The 15,225-nt window shown below is 42.6% G+C and carries 11 protein-coding genes and 1 pseudogene; 9 read left to right on the top strand and 3 right to left on the bottom strand.

Annotated elements, in window-relative coordinates; translation table 11 throughout:
- Positions 1-67 precede the first annotated feature (67 nt).
- The 5 genes and pseudogenes from Q9R23_RS04205 (at position 68) to Q9R23_RS04225 (ending at position 4,623) form a co-directional block, all read left to right on the top strand.
- A complete protein-coding gene (locus Q9R23_RS04205; protein WP_290759021.1) occupies positions 68-961 on the top strand; it encodes a helix-turn-helix domain-containing protein in 894 nt (297 codons plus the stop codon).
- Positions 958-1,851, top strand: a complete 894-nt coding sequence (locus Q9R23_RS04210; protein WP_311246458.1) for a helix-turn-helix domain-containing protein — start codon at positions 958-960, stop codon at positions 1,849-1,851. Before Q9R23_RS04205 ends, Q9R23_RS04210 begins: the two co-directional genes overlap by 4 nt.
- A gap of 83 nt (positions 1,852-1,934) precedes the next feature.
- A pseudogene (locus tag Q9R23_RS04215) lies at positions 1,935-2,816 on the top strand (helix-turn-helix domain-containing protein).
- A gap of 36 nt (positions 2,817-2,852) precedes the next feature.
- Complete coding sequence (locus tag Q9R23_RS04220; RefSeq protein ID WP_311246459.1) at positions 2,853-3,719, top strand: helix-turn-helix domain-containing protein; 867 nt, start codon at positions 2,853-2,855, stop codon at positions 3,717-3,719.
- 28 nt (positions 3,720-3,747) lie between these two features.
- Positions 3,748-4,623, top strand: coding sequence for a helix-turn-helix domain-containing protein (locus tag Q9R23_RS04225; RefSeq protein ID WP_290784336.1), 876 nt, complete (start codon positions 3,748-3,750; stop codon positions 4,621-4,623).
- On the opposite strand, the gene Q9R23_RS04230 is transcribed toward Q9R23_RS04225, so the two are convergent.
- Positions 4,620-5,249 carry an FMN-dependent NADH-azoreductase gene (locus Q9R23_RS04230; protein ID WP_311246460.1) on the bottom strand — a complete coding sequence of 210 codons (630 nt, stop codon included), beginning with the start codon at positions 5,247-5,249 and terminating at the stop codon, positions 4,620-4,622. The two genes, Q9R23_RS04225 and Q9R23_RS04230, sit on opposite strands and share 4 nt — an antisense overlap.
- A 145-nt stretch (positions 5,250-5,394) precedes the next feature.
- Here Q9R23_RS04230 and Q9R23_RS04235 point away from each other — a divergent pair, with 145 nt between their 5' ends.
- A complete protein-coding gene (locus Q9R23_RS04235; protein WP_311246461.1) occupies positions 5,395-5,538 on the top strand; it encodes a hypothetical protein in 144 nt (47 codons plus the stop codon).
- A gap of 108 nt (positions 5,539-5,646) precedes the next feature.
- Positions 5,647-7,236 (top strand): putative bifunctional diguanylate cyclase/phosphodiesterase, encoded by a 1,590-nt coding sequence (locus Q9R23_RS04240; protein WP_311246462.1) that lies wholly within the window; start codon positions 5,647-5,649, stop codon positions 7,234-7,236.
- 83 nt (positions 7,237-7,319) lie between these two features.
- Here the strand turns inward: Q9R23_RS04240 and Q9R23_RS04245 are convergent, their stop codons facing one another.
- Together Q9R23_RS04245 and Q9R23_RS04250 are read right to left on the bottom strand one after the other, a co-directional pair.
- Positions 7,320-7,997, bottom strand: coding sequence for an amino acid ABC transporter permease (locus Q9R23_RS04245; RefSeq protein ID WP_290784344.1), 678 nt, complete (start codon positions 7,995-7,997; stop codon positions 7,320-7,322).
- A gap of 2 nt (positions 7,998-7,999) precedes the next feature.
- A complete protein-coding gene (locus tag Q9R23_RS04250) occupies positions 8,000-8,842 on the bottom strand; it encodes a transporter substrate-binding domain-containing protein (protein WP_035407369.1) in 843 nt (280 codons plus the stop codon).
- A gap of 294 nt (positions 8,843-9,136) precedes the next feature.
- Between Q9R23_RS04250 and gltB the strand changes: the two genes are divergently transcribed.
- Positions 9,137-13,609, top strand: a complete 4,473-nt coding sequence (gene gltB / locus Q9R23_RS04255) for a glutamate synthase large subunit (RefSeq protein WP_311246463.1) — start codon at positions 9,137-9,139, stop codon at positions 13,607-13,609.
- On the top strand, positions 13,606-15,072 hold the full coding sequence (locus Q9R23_RS04260; RefSeq protein ID WP_311246464.1) for a glutamate synthase subunit beta: 1,467 nt from the start codon (positions 13,606-13,608) through the stop codon (positions 15,070-15,072). Before gltB ends, Q9R23_RS04260 begins: the two co-directional genes overlap by 4 nt.
- Positions 15,073-15,225 lie beyond the last annotated feature (153 nt).

The raw sequence follows: 15,225 nt of genomic DNA on the forward strand, positions 1-15,225 counted from the left end.
GTGATATATACTTGAAACGAAAGACTTTTTTTATGATGGATTCATCTTTGATTGAGGAGTGAACTTCATGCATCCAGTCATTCATTCTGTTGGCGATAAGATCAAGCAAGAACGAAAAAAACAAGGAATGACACAAAAAGCACTTTGTGAAGGGATTTGTAGTCAGGCTGAGATCAGCAAAATCGAAAATGGTCGAAATTCTCCGACGATTGATTTACTACAGCAAATTTGTCGAAGACTGCGCATTCCGATTTCATTGTTTTTTGAAGATGAAATCGTGTCACAAAAATTAAATGAGATTGATCAAAAAATGTTACGCCATATGAGAGAGAAAAATTACTCATCTATGGACAAAGATTTAGAAGAATATGCGAAATCAAATACAGCGTTTGAAATTCAAGTGTTAATTCGTTATCATCGAAAATTACTATTATATGAAAAAGGAAACATCGATTTTAGAACATGCATTTCTGCTTTATTGAAATTAGTCAGCGAAGAAAAGTTAGAAGAAAAATCATTTCTTCTCTATACTCGAATTCAAATGGCAATCGCTGTATTGTATACGAATCATGAAGATTACATGCATTCCCATCAAATCTACGTAGAATTACTAAAACTACATTATCAGACGCGAGAATATAAAAAAATTAGAATGAAAATCATATACAACTATTTACGTAACTTATACAGATTAAAGCGATTCGAGGAAGGGTTACAAGAAGTAGAACGAGTCATAGAAGAAACTAAAGAAATACAAGATTTGACATACCTTGGTCATTTCTATTATCAAAAGGGCTTTTTTTTAGAATCATTAAACGCTCCTGAGAAAAGTGTTAAAGAAGCTTACACGATTGCTTACTCATTTTTTACTGCGACAAACAATCACGCATACCGAAAAATTCTTGAAACACATTTATCAGATTTATTACTATTCCCTATCGACAGAAGTGAAGGGAAATGATGAATTTGGAAAATTTAACTTCGTCAATTGGTAAAAAGATTAAACAATTGCGTATCGAAAAGCATATGACTCAAAATGAACTATGTGAAGATATTTGTAGCCAAGCTGAAATCAGTAAAATCGAAAACGGCTTAAATTCACCGACTGTCGATTTGTTGCAACAAATTTCCAAAAGGTTAAAGGTGCCCATTTCTTTATTATTTCAAGAACATACGGATGAAGAACAATTTTTTCAAATTGATCAATTCTTATCCGATTTGCTTCGAGAAGAGAAGTACGAAGAAGCAATGGAGCGAATTAATCAGCAAGAAAAAAATATGATCACTGAAGTCGATATTTTAAAAAGTTACATTAAAACGATCATTGATCTAAAACAAAATCGGATTGATTTTCGGACAGCTGCGAGCCTACTCAGCAACTTGTTGAATGAAAAAGAAGTGTGGTCGCATTCCATTCAATTGTTCATTCGAATCAAAATGGCGATTGCAAATATGTATTCAGAAAAGGATCTATTTCATTTAACGGAATCCGTATATCAGGAATTGGAAAAAGAAATTGAAGCGCTCCAGTCGACTGCCCATCTGAATGCGCTATTAAAAATTTATTTTAATCATTGTCAGATTCTTGAATACCAAGGGAAGTTTGAGGACAGTATCGCCATCGCTAAGAAAGGATATGAACTATGTTTGCTGCATAATCATACATTTTTGTTTGGACATTTTTATTATCAGCTCGCGCACTATCACGAACAGTCAGGTGAAGATGAGATGTCACTTCAAAAACAGTATTCCGTCGCCTATACATTGTTTCACGCGTTTGAGCACGACGTTCGAAAACAGATGATTCTTCGCATGAAGGAAAAGTATATGTTATTTACCTTTGAGAAGTGATAAATAGGATGCGTAACCTTCTTGCCAAACAAGAAGGTTTTTTTATTAAAAGTGCAATCAAATGAGTAGTGAGAGGTGATAAGATGAAAAACGTACATCCAATTGGGGAGACACTGAAATTTTATCGACGTTTGAACAACGTATCACAAAAAGACATTAGTACAGGGATCTGTAGTCAGGCTGAAATTAGTAAAATTGAAAACGGTAAGGTAATGCCGACCGTTGAATTATTACAGCAACTTGCTATAAAGCTTTGTGTTCCTATATCCGAACTCGTTAAAGATGGTGCTGAACATCGTTTGGAACAAGCTCGTATTCTTGACCAAGCACTTCGTAAGCTAGTACGAGAAAATAAATTTGATAAATGCCTTCGTGTAATGAAACAAGTCTCATCCAGTCGATCTTCTGACGAAGTAAGGCGAATAATGAGATACTATGAAATCGTGATCGCCTATCGGCAACAGCACGTTGATTATCGAACGACCTCAGTCTTATTTGCACGATTGATCGATCAAGAAGGTTTACAGGTGCAGGATCCGATTCTTTACTTTCGAGTCAAGATGGCACTATCCATTTTATATGCGGAGTGCGAACAGTATCAACAAGCAGAAAAAATATATACTGACGTATTACATTTCACGACAGAAATTAGCGGTTTAAAAGAAGAACGACTTAAGATTCTTTATAATTATGCGAAATTATTATATAAAGTTAATCAGCCAGAAAAAGGACTTCGTATCATCGAGGAAGGGATACTGCTCAGTCGAAAATTGAAATAAACATCCTATTTAGCGCACTTCTATTATCAACGTGGTGAATTTCATGAGCGAATGGGGGTAGATATCTTGCAGACGAAACATGATTATACGATGGCCTACGAATTATTCTCTGCCTTTCAGATGAAACAATATGCTGACATCGTTCTAGAGGTGAAACGTTCTTTTTTGCAGTCTATGCCTGAATGAGGTCATTGCTTAACAAGCGAGAAAAGAGGAGAAACGTTGCGTATTGAATCATTTGGTAAACAGATCAAACAACTACGGATCGAGAGGAAGTTGACACAAAAAGAATTAGCGAAGGATGTATGCAGTCAAGCTGAATTAAGTAAGATTGAAAATGGGAAAACTATACCAACAATTGATCTTGTTCAGCGTTTGTCTCAAAAGTTACATATTTCAATGGATCAGATCTTCATCGATTCAAATGAAGTAAAGCTATTTCAGCGCTATGAGGTACAACTAGCGGACTTTTCTAGACAACGTCGTTATGATGAAATGCTTGATTTCATGAGATGTTTACCAACTAGTCTTCCTCCTTCCGTTCAGTTATTGATTCGTTATTTTGAATGGGTCGCTCGCGAAGGGAAAAAAGATATCGATTATCGAACATGTATCTCACAGTTGCTTCGGTTATCGGATGAACAACAAATGGAAACAGAGTACCCTGTTCTTTATTTACGTATCCGGATGTCTGTTGCAAACTATTATTATTTAAACAGTCAGTATCCGTACGCGAGAAAAATTTATCAAGAATTACTAACCTATGATTACTCGACGGATACGCTGAAAAAGTTACAATGTAAAATTTTATATAATCATGCGCAACAGCTCTATTTTCAAAATGATTTTGTAACAGGGTTAGAGATTACTGAAAAAGGACTCGCCTTATCCGTTGAGCGAAAAGATACAGCGATGTTAGGACACTTCTTTTATCAAAAGGGATGTTTCTATGAAGAATTGAGTTACGCAGAACGTGATATTCGTGACGCGTTTACCTACGCCTATTCTCTTTTTACTGCTTTTGGTAATGAAAATCATGCCGCGCTAGTATTAAAAGGAAAAAACCAGTTTCTCTACTTTCAAATGTAATCTTGGAAGTAAAAGAAAGGAGTATAATTTGAATCATTTACCCGTCTCCATTGGTTATGAAATCAAGCGACTTCGAAAAGAAAAAAAGATCACACAGGCAGAATTATGTGAAGGCATTTGTAGCCAAGCTGAAATTAGTAAAGTCGAAAACGGTAAAAATTCACCTACCATTGATTTACTCCAACAAGTGGCAAAACGGCTGAAAGTACCATTATCGATGTTGTTTCAAGATCATTTACGAAGTGATGTCTTTCAATCATATGATGAACAATTAGCGGACTTGTTACGTACTAATCAATATGTAGATGCTCTGAAATTGAGCGAACACGTACTGTCTACAACTGAATATGAACAGGTACGTAATTTAGCAAGATATTATCAAGTCATCGTGCAGGAAAGAAGTGGTCAAATTCATTACTTAAAAGCTGTTCAATCGCTCGAACGGTTACTAAATAAAGAACAACTCTCGTTTGAATCAGCTACCTTGTATCTACGGATTCAGATGGGGATGGCGAATCTGTATGTCGAACACGGTGACTTTGAATTAGCGGATGATCTTTTTCAGAATTTGATTCAAGCAAAATACGAAACGATCGAATTAAAAAAAGTTCGAATCAAGATTTTATATAATTATGGACAACAACTTTTACTGCAAAAAAAATACCTTGCTGGTCTAAAAATCACCGAACAAGGTATTCAGGAGAGTCTTCAGTTGGAAGACGGTCATTTCTTAGGTCACTTTTACTTTCAAAGGGGATACTTTAAGCAGCAATTAAATGGTGATCTCTCAGATATCCAGCGTGATTTTACGATGGCTTATTCCTTGTTTTGTGCATTTGATATGCCGATTCATGAAAAACGTCTTCTGGAAGAATATGCAGAGTATGTTCTATTCCCAATTTAAAACGAAAGACCGAATTGTCGGCACTCTTGAAGCGCTTGTTCGATCAATTCAGATGCACGATCAGGGTATTGCTGATGTCCTTCTAAAATGACAGTTGATACATCATTGATCCCAAAGAATGCTAACAAGTCTAACATATAGCGAACCGCGTGTTCACTTGGGGCTTTCTCTTTTGTCGAGTAATCACCACCGCGTGAATGAATCAACAGCACTTGTTTGTCTTCAACAAGTCCGATCGATCCTTCGGCTGTATAACGAAACGTTTGACCAGCCTGGGCGAGATAATCCATGTAATTGTGAAGCGGTGCCGGAACCGTTAAGTTCCACATCGGAAATGAAAAGACAACTTTATCGGCATCTAAGAATCCGTTTAGATATTCTTGAAGCCGTTGTGCATGAGTCGCATCATCTCCAGTTAATTCTTCCCCTTTAAATAGCCGCCCTGCCGCGTTCGCAAGTTTTAGGTCAAAGAAGGGAAGACGTTCCTCGAATAAATTCAAAACCGTAATTTTGTCCTCAGGATGGTTTTCACGATAAGCATTCAGAAAGGCATCGTTTAATTCAGAACTGATGCCTTTTTTTTGATGTATGCTATCGTTTGCTTCGATGAATAGTAAATGAGACATAGTGATCGCTCCTTTCTATACCTATCTATTCCCATTTTGCTTAAAATCATGACTTCCCATTATTTTATTATTTTTAGAAAATTCAAGTTTTATTTTGGTTCTGATAAGGAAAATAAACGACAGGAACTTGAAAGAGGGGATGGCGATGAATACACAGCGACGTTCTTCCAATAGTCAGCAATATCATCGAGAAATTCGGGCAAATTATCAATTGTTCGGGATGATCATTTTTATTTTGACGAGTTGTGGTGCCGTTTTATATATCGTTGCCAATACATTTAGTAGTTAAGGTTTAAAAGGGGAGGATTGGATACGTGCACTTGTCATTGCGAGTGCTGGGAGTGTTCAATACTTCATCGGTAAAAGTACATTGTCAGACCGACTAAAGCCACATATGATGTCTAGCGTTTTTTTATTGATTCCATATATTTATCATCCATTCATCGGTAGGGGAGTCCAGACAGTTTGGGCATGTGCCCTTCTATTCATATTAACTTCCTTAGTCGTCATCAACCGAACGATGCTACTGTACGCAACAAGCATCACGACGGTTTCTCTTCTTTATATTTGGTATCAAACTCCATCACTTGAAAACACTTCGATGTTTGTATCCGATCACATCGCGCGTATTGGACTTATCTTGATTGCGACGATCATTAGTTTACTGATCCATAATCAATATGTTACCCGTCTTGAACGAAATATTGAATACTTAGCCCGTTTACAGGAACAAGCATTTACGGATCCCGTGACAGGTTTACCAAACCGCTCTTCGTTTGTCATTGAAGTAGATAAGAAAAAACAAGATGGCGATATGATTTGTCTCGTGGATTTGGATGATTTCAAAACAGTAAATGATGCATTCGGTTATCGAACTGGTGACCGTTCATTACACATCATTGGTCGACGATTGATGAATCGTTTTTCAGATTGTACGATTGCGAAAGCGAGCGGTAGTGCTTTTTTACTGCATGCGCCTTATCATCATGATGCACGAGTCCTCTGTGACGATATTTTATCAAGTGTATCAGAACGTGTACAAATTGACTTTAAGCAAATCAATGTTACTGCGAGTATTGGTGTTTCCTATATCAATGATGAATCGACGGACCATGTCATCAATGACGCGGAGATTGCACTATTCACAGCCAAAGCAAATCGAAAGAACACGTATGCGATCACAGACTTAGCAATACAAAATGAACGGAAGCGAGCACTCCAGTTAACGCGCGATTTATATGATGCAGAATTGGATCGAGACTTCTTTATTTTATTTCAACCTCAAGTCAATGCGAGAACGCGTCAAATTACAGGTGTAGAGGCTTTAATTCGTTGGAATCATCCGGAATACGGTCTTGTTCCACCAGTTGAGTTCATTCCACTCGCGGAAAGAACACGATTTATTGAGACATTAGGGCGATGGGTCATGCGTCTAGCCTGTCTTCAAGGAAAAGCTTGGTTGGAGGAAGGGAAGGAACCTCTAACGATTTCGGTTAATGTTTCACCGTGGGAATTACGACAAGCTGATTTTACGAATCGAGTGCTCACTATATTAAAGCAAACAGGTTTTCCTCCATCACTACTTGAAATCGAGATGACAGAACATATCTTTATCGAAGGAACCGAGCAAATTATCGAAACATTAAACGCACTCCATTTGTATGGCATTCGAATCACTCTTGATGATTTTGGAACTGGATTCTCATCCATGCAACCACTCGTGGAACTACCATTCGATCAATTAAAAATTCCAAAAGAAATCGTTCAAGAAGCGATTCATTCTGAAAGGAAACGAGCGATGATCGAGACGATCATTCAATTAGGAAAACGATTAAATATGACAATCGTAGCAGAAGGAATCGAACTTGAAGAAGAGGCAACATTGCTCGAACAGATGGGGTGTCATACGTTGCAAGGATATCTATTCTATCGACCGCTTCAGCCGCAACAATTAGAATATTTTTTAGCGATGTGTCGAGAAGGCTAAACAGATATCAAACAATTGAAAATACAAACAGGCGAAGGATCATGTCCATCGCCTGTTTGTATTACCATATAGGAGATAATAAATCAGAGATACCGGGCAAAACGACGTTCGAGAATCTCTTGGATGACTGCGATACATGAACATATACCCCAGTAAATGAACGCAACGACAAAATAGACGGTCATATAGTCGAATTCACGCCCACCAACGATTTTTGCCTTTTGAAAAATTTCAGGGACAGTAATCATGGCAGCAAGCGACGAAGCTTTGACAAGATCTAGCAAGACGTTCGAAAGCGGTGGGATGGCAATTCGAATCGCTTGCGGCAAAATGATGCCAACAAACGTCCGATACCTAGATAAACCGAGGGACGCCGCTGCCTCTTCCTGCCCACGATCAATCGAGAGTAAGGAAGAACGAATGATTTCTGCCATGTATGCCGCACTATTTAAACTAAAACCAGTAATCGCAGCGGTCAACGCGTTCAGTTGAATATTGATGACTGGCAGCCCGAAATACAACATGAACAATAGCACGAGAATGGGTACACCACGCATAAATGAGATGTAGGCGCTCGCTCCAATACGCAATACTCGAAAATGAGAGAGACGACAAAGGGCAAGAATTAACCCAATTCCAAGACCAATCGCCATGCTGAGCAAAGAAATCCATAATGTTTGTCCAAGTCCACTTAAAATATATGGAAACGAATCGACCGCCAATTCAGGATTGAAGACGGACCGCCAATCAATCGATGACATCGTTAGTTCACATCGACAATCGTCGTTTTGACGTCAGGCATTTGGGAAACATTCTTTCCGGCATAAAATTGCTTCGAAATGTCTTTTAATGTACCGTCTTCCTTCATTTTATCGAGTTGTTCGTTAATGTTGGATTGAAGTTCTTTATTGTCTAAATCCATGATTAAACCGACTTGGCTCGGATTATAGGCGATGTCCGGATGAATCGTGATATCGAAGTCTTTGAAGAAATCGACAGCGAGTGTTTGCAAGTAATAATCATTCAAGATGACGTCTGTGCGACCGTTTGAGACATCTCGTAGATATTGATCGTTCGTCGCATTATCGTAAGTGACTTCTTTTGCACCGTATTTTTTAGCAATCTGCATATATGTCGTTGTTGCTTCTCCGGCAGCTTTTTTTCCTTTTAGATCTTCTAAAGACTTAATGCCTGACAAATCACTTTTACGGACGATTGCCGTACCATACGTATATTTATATGGTTTTGAGAAAGCGAATTTTTCTTTACGGTCATCGGTGATCGTAATGTCGTTAGCCGCAAGGTCAACCTGACCTGTATTAACGCTTGTCAACATACCGTCGAAAGACATCTCTTTGAACTTTACTTTCAAATCAAGCCGTTTGGCTACTTCTTTGACGACTTCAACGTCAAACCCCGTCAATTTATTACTTTTTTCATCATGATAGGACGTCGGGTAAAGTGTACCTGCTGTTGCGACGACGATTGTGCCTTCTTTTTGGATTTTATCGTATGCGGTTGCTTTCTCGTCTTGTTGACCGCATGCGCTTAATAGAATCGAGCTTCCTGCAATCAAGAGTCCCGTCCATTGCATTGTTTTTTTCATCGTATTATTCCTCTCTTTATTTCCGTAATCAGTAACGCTGTTCCTATATAAAAATACCACGGAATCACATGTTCGGGCAAAGCAATACGTGCATAAAGTGTTGGATTTAACTAAAAAAAATATTGAATGAATATCCAAGTATATGTAAGCGTTATCAATGTTGATATATGGTGATTCTATCTCCAGAGATTGATCAAGATGGTGATTATGCATAGTAGCGAATAAACATAAAAGGGTGTAAAGTGTAACTTAACTGAATATACAGAAAATTAAGAAGGCAAGGAGAGTGCTACTATGACATTTCATAAATACCCTGAACAGCAGGGCTTATACGACCCTCGTATGGAACATGATGCGTGTGGGATCGGGGTTTACGCACATCAAACAGGACGAGCGAGTCATGAAATCGTTGAACATGCATTGGCCATGCTTTGTCAAATGGAACACCGTGGTGGACAAGGGAGTGATGCGAAGACTGGAGACGGGGCGGGTATTTTAACGCAATTACCAGATCGGTTGTTTCGTGAAACGGTTCGGCACATTTCCTTCCCTAAAAAAGGGGATTATGGCGTTTTCATGATGTTCTTGCCACGTGAGGAACGAGAACGGATGCGACTCGAACGAACGTTAGAGTCAATCATTTTGACGGAAGGGCAAGACGTCTTAGGATGGCGAACCGTACCCGTCCAGTCCGAAATGCTTGGATCAGGTGCACGTCGTACGGAGCCAGTCATTCGTCAATGTTTCATTGGTGCAAAGGCGATGGAAGGATTGACATTTGAACGAACACTCTTTTTGATTCGTCGCGCATTTGAACGTGAATCGGAGCAACTCGGTCTTGAGCAATACGTCTTGAGTAGCTCGAGTGAAACAATCGTGTATAAAGGACTCGTGACGACGGATCAACTACGTGCGTACTTTGATGATTTACGTGACGAACGCTATCAGTCAGGCTTTGGTATTGTACATTCACGTTTTAGTACGAACACGTTCCCAAGTTGGAAACGTGCCCATCCAAACCGTTATTTGATTCACAATGGCGAAATCAATACGTTGCAAGGAAACATCCGGGCAATGCGCGGTCGAGAACGTCGACTTGCTGAGACGACGTACGGTAATCGGGCAGAGGAAGTGTTGCCGATATTGGATGAGACAGGTAGCGACTCATCAATGCTTGATAATGCGTTTGAGTTTCTTCATCTGTCAGGTCTTTCTCTCGCTGAGACAGCACTGATGCTCGTGCCGGAACCATTCGAACATGCCGAAATCAGACCGGCGAAGCGCGCGTACTATGAGTATCACAGTAGCATGATGGAACCGTGGGATGGTCCGTCTGCCATCGTCTTCACGAACGGAAAACAGATTGGTGCGACGCTTGACCGAAACGGTTTACGCCCGGCGCGATATGTATTGTTACGCGATGGTCATTTCATGTTGTCGTCAGAAGCAGGAGTACTCCCTCTTCGTGAACAAGACATTTTGTACAAAAAACGATTAGCACCGGGTGAACTCCTTTTACTCGATTTTGCGTCCGGTCAGTTAATCGCAGATGAAGAGATCAAGCGGGAGTTAGCGACACGTCACCCTTACGCGGAGTGGCTCGCTCAAGAAGTCGTTTCCCTCTCAAGTAACGACTTCAAGGAAACACTCATTGAACTTGGAACGAAACAGCGGCATTTTGGATACACGCGTGAAGATATCGATCAATACTTGATTCCACTCGTCGAAGAACAAAAGGATCCGATAGGCGCGATGGGAACGGACATACCGCTAGCGGTCTTAAGTGAACGTCCTCAATCCTTGTTCCGTTATTTCAAACAGCTATTCGCACAAGTCACGAATCCACCGATCGATGCGTTACGCGAAGAGATCGTCACCTCGACGCTAACATGGCTTGGTCGACAAGGGGAGCTGCTGACGCCGAACCGTGCGAACTGTCGTCGTGTTCGCTTAGAGACGCCGATCCTGCGACCAGACGAAGCCCATGTGCTTAAACAATGTGGACTTAAGCAGAAAACGATCTCAACGACGTTCACCGACTCGCTTGAAGAAGCGCTTGACATGATCGTTGATGAGGCTGTGACCGCTGCACAAAACGGGTATGAATTATTGACGTTATCGGATCGTCTCGTTCGCCCTGGAGCATTACCGATGCCAATCCTCTTAGTAACGAGTGCGATTCATCATGCGCTGATCCGTAAGGGATTACGAACAAATCTCAGCTTGATCGTTGAAGGTGGAGAAATTCGTGAGGTCCATCATGTCGCGACGTTGATCGGGTATGGTGCGGATGCGATTTATCCGTACCTTGCATATGCGACGCTTGAAGAAGCAGTAGGGGATCGTTTTACGGATGTAGCCAAACGTTATCAAAAAGCAGTCACGGAAGGCGTCGTCAAAGTCATGTCGAAGATGGGCATTTCGACGATCTTCAGTTATCGGGGCGCTCAAATCTTTGAAGCAGTCGGAATCGATCGCTCTGTCATCGAACAGCATTTCACTGGCACGGTCTCTCAATTGAGTGGGATGACGCTTGAGCTGATGGAAGAAGAAGTCCGACGAGCACAACAGGTTGCAGATGAACGGATTCATTTAGAGTCCGGCAGTGTCTTCCGGTACCGTCAAGCAGGAGAACATCATGCGTTTAATCCAGCGACGATTCATTTGCTGCAACACGCATGCCGCACAAATGATTACCGGCTCTATCAAAAGTACGCACAACGCATTCAGGAGGAACCAGCAACGGTGCTACGACATCTGTTGACATTCAAGGAGACGACGGCAATCCCGATCGAAGAAGTCGAGCCCATTAGCGAAATCGTCAAATACTTTAAAACAGGTGCAATGTCATACGGCTCGTTATCAAAAGAAGCGCATGAGACACTCGCGATTGCGATGAACCGCTTAGGTGGAAAAAGTAACAGTGGTGAAGGTGGGGAGGAAGAAGAGCGATACGAACACGATGAAAATGGCGATTTCCGGATGAGCCGAATCAAACAAATCGCCTCTGGTCGTTTTGGAGTGACGAGTCATTATCTGGTACATGCCGACGAATTACAAATCAAGGTGGCACAAGGTGCGAAGCCTGGTGAAGGTGGTCAATTGCCTGGTGAAAAAGTCTATCCATGGATCGCACGTGTGCGTGCATCAACACCTGGTGTTGGATTGATCTCCCCACCTCCACACCATGATATCTATTCAATTGAAGATTTAGCCCAGTTGATTCATGACTTAAAACGTGCGAACGATCAAGCCCGGATTAGCGTCAAACTCGTCGCCAAAGGAGGCGTTGGAACGATTGCTGCTGGCGTTGCGAAGGGGTTAGCAGATGTTATCGTCATCAGTGGTCATGACGGCGGAACGGGCGCCTCACCTAAGACGAGTATTCAACATGCCGGACTGCCATGGGAACTTGGTCTTGCTGAAACACATCAAACGTTGACATTAAACGGGTTACGCGAGCGTGTCGTTCTCGAGACGGACGGAAAGCTATTGACCGGTCGTGATGTCATCCTCGCAGCAATGCTAGGAGCGAATGAATATGGATTTGCGACAGCACCACTTATCGCTGTCGGCTGTATCATGATGCGTGCTTGTCATCTCGATACGTGTCCTGTTGGTGTCGCGACACAGGATCCAGAGCTCCGCAAGAAATTTACCGGATCTGCCGATGATGTCGTCCATTTCATGACATTTATCGCTGAGGAAGTACGAGAACATTTAGCAAAGCTAGGTGTGAGACGGTTGCAAGATCTCGTAGGGCGTACGGATTTACTCGAACCATCGGAACGACAACGAACGCATTGGAAGGCGAAAAGTCTTGATTTCTCTCGTCTCCTCGTTCATGTGTCACACGGTCCGGCTGAACAACAACAGCATCACGTTGAGCGTTCCTTTGACGCTCGTGAAATCTCGCCGTATTTGGAGGAGGCAGATTTCAGTCAGCCACAGACACTACGTTTAACGATTCAAAATACAGACCGTGCGATTGGCACGCAGACCGGTGCAATGCTGACCAGACGATTTGGGGCACTTGGTCTTCCGACGGATCGATTGAAACTTGAACTGCAGGGATCTGCCGGGCAAAGTTTAGGTGCGTATCTCCCACGTGGTATGACGCTTGATGTCACGGGAGAAGCAAATGATTATGTAGGAAAAGGGTTGTCCGGGGGTATCATCGCCGTTCATCCTCCACGTTCGATTTCGTTCGTCTCGTCCGATCAATCGATCATTGGTAATGTCGCACTTTACGGGGCGACAAGTGGAGAACTTTATGTCAACGGTCAGGCAGGTGAGCGATTTGCGGTTCGAAACAGTGGAGCCGTCGCCGTCGTCGAAGGAATCGGCAACCATGGACTCGAGTATATGACCGGTGGATCCGTCGTAGTACTTGGCGATGTCGGAAAAAACTTTGCTGCCGGTATGTCAGGTGGTGTCGCCTATGTCTTGCCGCGTAATCCTGAACAATTTTTACAACGTGTCAACCGCGAACTCGTCTCGACGGGACCTGTCACGCATGTCGAAGAGATTGCGCGACTGAAGACGTTCATCGAGCGGCACGTCGCACGGACCGGAAGTGAGCAGGGAGATGCGATTCTAGCGAACTGGGATCATGTCATTCATTCGTTCATCCGCGTCATTCCTTCGACGTATGAGAAAGTGACAACGTTGATGGCTGATTTCGCTAAACAAGGACACAACACCGAAGAAGCGATGTTGCTCGCATTCGAGACACATCTAGGGCGCAGAACAGGAGGGGTACGATGAAACGACGCGATCAATTCATGACAGTTGCTCGTTCGGGTGGAACGGAACGACACCCAAGCGAACGAGTGGGTGATTTTAAGGAATATAAGACGGCTTTGACGGAAGCAGAAGCGAGTCAACAAGCAAGTCGATGTATGGATTGTGGCACCCCGTTTTGCCATGTAGGGGAAGTATTTGATCAAGTGAAGATTGGTTGTCCAGTCTATAACTTGATTCCAGAATGGAACTTGCTCGTAGAAGAAGGACGTTTTCAAGAGGCACTCGATCGCCTTCTTGAGACGAACAATTTCCCGGAATTCACGGGTCGCGTCTGCCCGGCGCCATGTGAAGGGTCGTGTACGTTGTCGATTCATGAACCTGCGGTCGCGATTAAAGATATCGAACGGGCGATCATCGACATTGGCTTCGAAAAAGGATGGGTCGTGCCCCGAATTCCAGCAATACGATCGACACGTTCGATTGCCATCGTTGGATCTGGTCCTGCCGGTCTTGCGGCTGCCGATCAGCTGAATCAAGCCGGTCACCAAGTGACGGTCTATGAGCGGGAAGATCGGATTGGCGGATTACTCACGTACGGTATACCAGCCATGAAACTCGATAAAGAGGTCGTACAGCGCCGTGTTGATTTGCTTGAAGCAGAAGGAATCCACTTCCGGACGAACGTCACGATCGGTGCAGATATCACGCTCGAGACACTTGAAGCGGAGTATGACGCCGTTATCTTATGTGTCGGCGCGACGGAACCACGCAAATTAACGGATGCGCCAACGCGTGGAGTTGGTTATGCGATGGATTATTTGACAGGGGTGACACGTCACGTGCTCTCGCAAGAACCGTTGTCTCCTGATCACGATGCGAGAGATAAGGATATTCTCGTCATTGGTGGCGGCGATACCGGAGCGGACTGTGTAGCGACGGCGCTCCGTCAACGCTGCCGCTCCGTCGTCCAATTCGGCAAGCATGAACAACCGGATACGACACGTGCAACAGGAAACATGTGGCCGGATACACCTTTGCTTTATTCGATTGATTATGGATATGCGGAAGCATTCCAACAATTCGGTCGGGATCCCCGTGAATACTTGATCGCCATCAAGCGATTCACGACAAGTGAATCGGGTCAAGTCACCGGTGTCTGGACGATTCAGACGACGAAAACAAAAAATGAATCGGGTGCGGTGATCTTTGAGGAGATCAAAGGGAGCGATCGTTACTTCCCAGTCGATCAAGTCTGGATTGCCATTGGATTCAGTGGTGTCGAAGAGAACGTACTCGAACATTTAGCAGTCGCCTCGGAACGTGGGAAAATCAAGACGATTCGTTACGCGACGAACCGTCCAGGAGTATTTGCCGCAGGTGACGCAAGACGTGGTCAATCATTGATCGTCTGGGCGATTCGCGAAGGTCGTGAAGTAGCAGAAGCCGTTGGACAATATTTAAAAGCAATGCAACAAACAGGCTAAATCACATCGTCTGGATTTTCTGGCAACATCGGAAATCCAGGCTTTTTTGTGTTTGGCAAAGAAATCTGCCAGTTCAAAAATAACTATTGATTTTGTTTCAAGGTGAAACACCGAAAATATTTCTGCTATTCTTATAAAATGAAGAGGAGGTAT

Source organism: Exiguobacterium sp. BRG2 (assembly GCF_031844245.1).
Taxonomy (GTDB): domain Bacteria; phylum Bacillota; class Bacilli; order Exiguobacteriales; family Exiguobacteriaceae; genus Exiguobacterium_A.

Coding starts and splice junctions, on each gene's coding strand:
- Q9R23_RS04205 (WP_290759021.1), top strand. CDS start 68: ATGCATCCAGTCATTCATTCTGTTGGCGATAAGATCAAGCAAGAACGA.
- Q9R23_RS04210 (WP_311246458.1), top strand. CDS start 958: ATGATGAATTTGGAAAATTTAACTTCGTCAATTGGTAAAAAGATTAAA.
- Q9R23_RS04230 (WP_311246460.1), bottom strand. CDS start 5,249: ATGTCTCATTTACTATTCATCGAAGCAAACGATAGCATACATCAAAAA.
- Q9R23_RS04235 (WP_311246461.1), top strand. CDS start 5,395: ATGAATACACAGCGACGTTCTTCCAATAGTCAGCAATATCATCGAGAA.
- Q9R23_RS04240 (WP_311246462.1), top strand. CDS start 5,647: ATGTCTAGCGTTTTTTTATTGATTCCATATATTTATCATCCATTCATC.
- Q9R23_RS04245 (WP_290784344.1), bottom strand. CDS start 7,997: ATGTCATCGATTGATTGGCGGTCCGTCTTCAATCCTGAATTGGCGGTC.
- Q9R23_RS04250 (WP_035407369.1), bottom strand. CDS start 8,842: ATGAAAAAAACAATGCAATGGACGGGACTCTTGATTGCAGGAAGCTCG.
- gltB (WP_311246463.1), top strand. CDS start 9,137: ATGACATTTCATAAATACCCTGAACAGCAGGGCTTATACGACCCTCGT.
- Q9R23_RS04260 (WP_311246464.1), top strand. CDS start 13,606: ATGAAACGACGCGATCAATTCATGACAGTTGCTCGTTCGGGTGGAACG.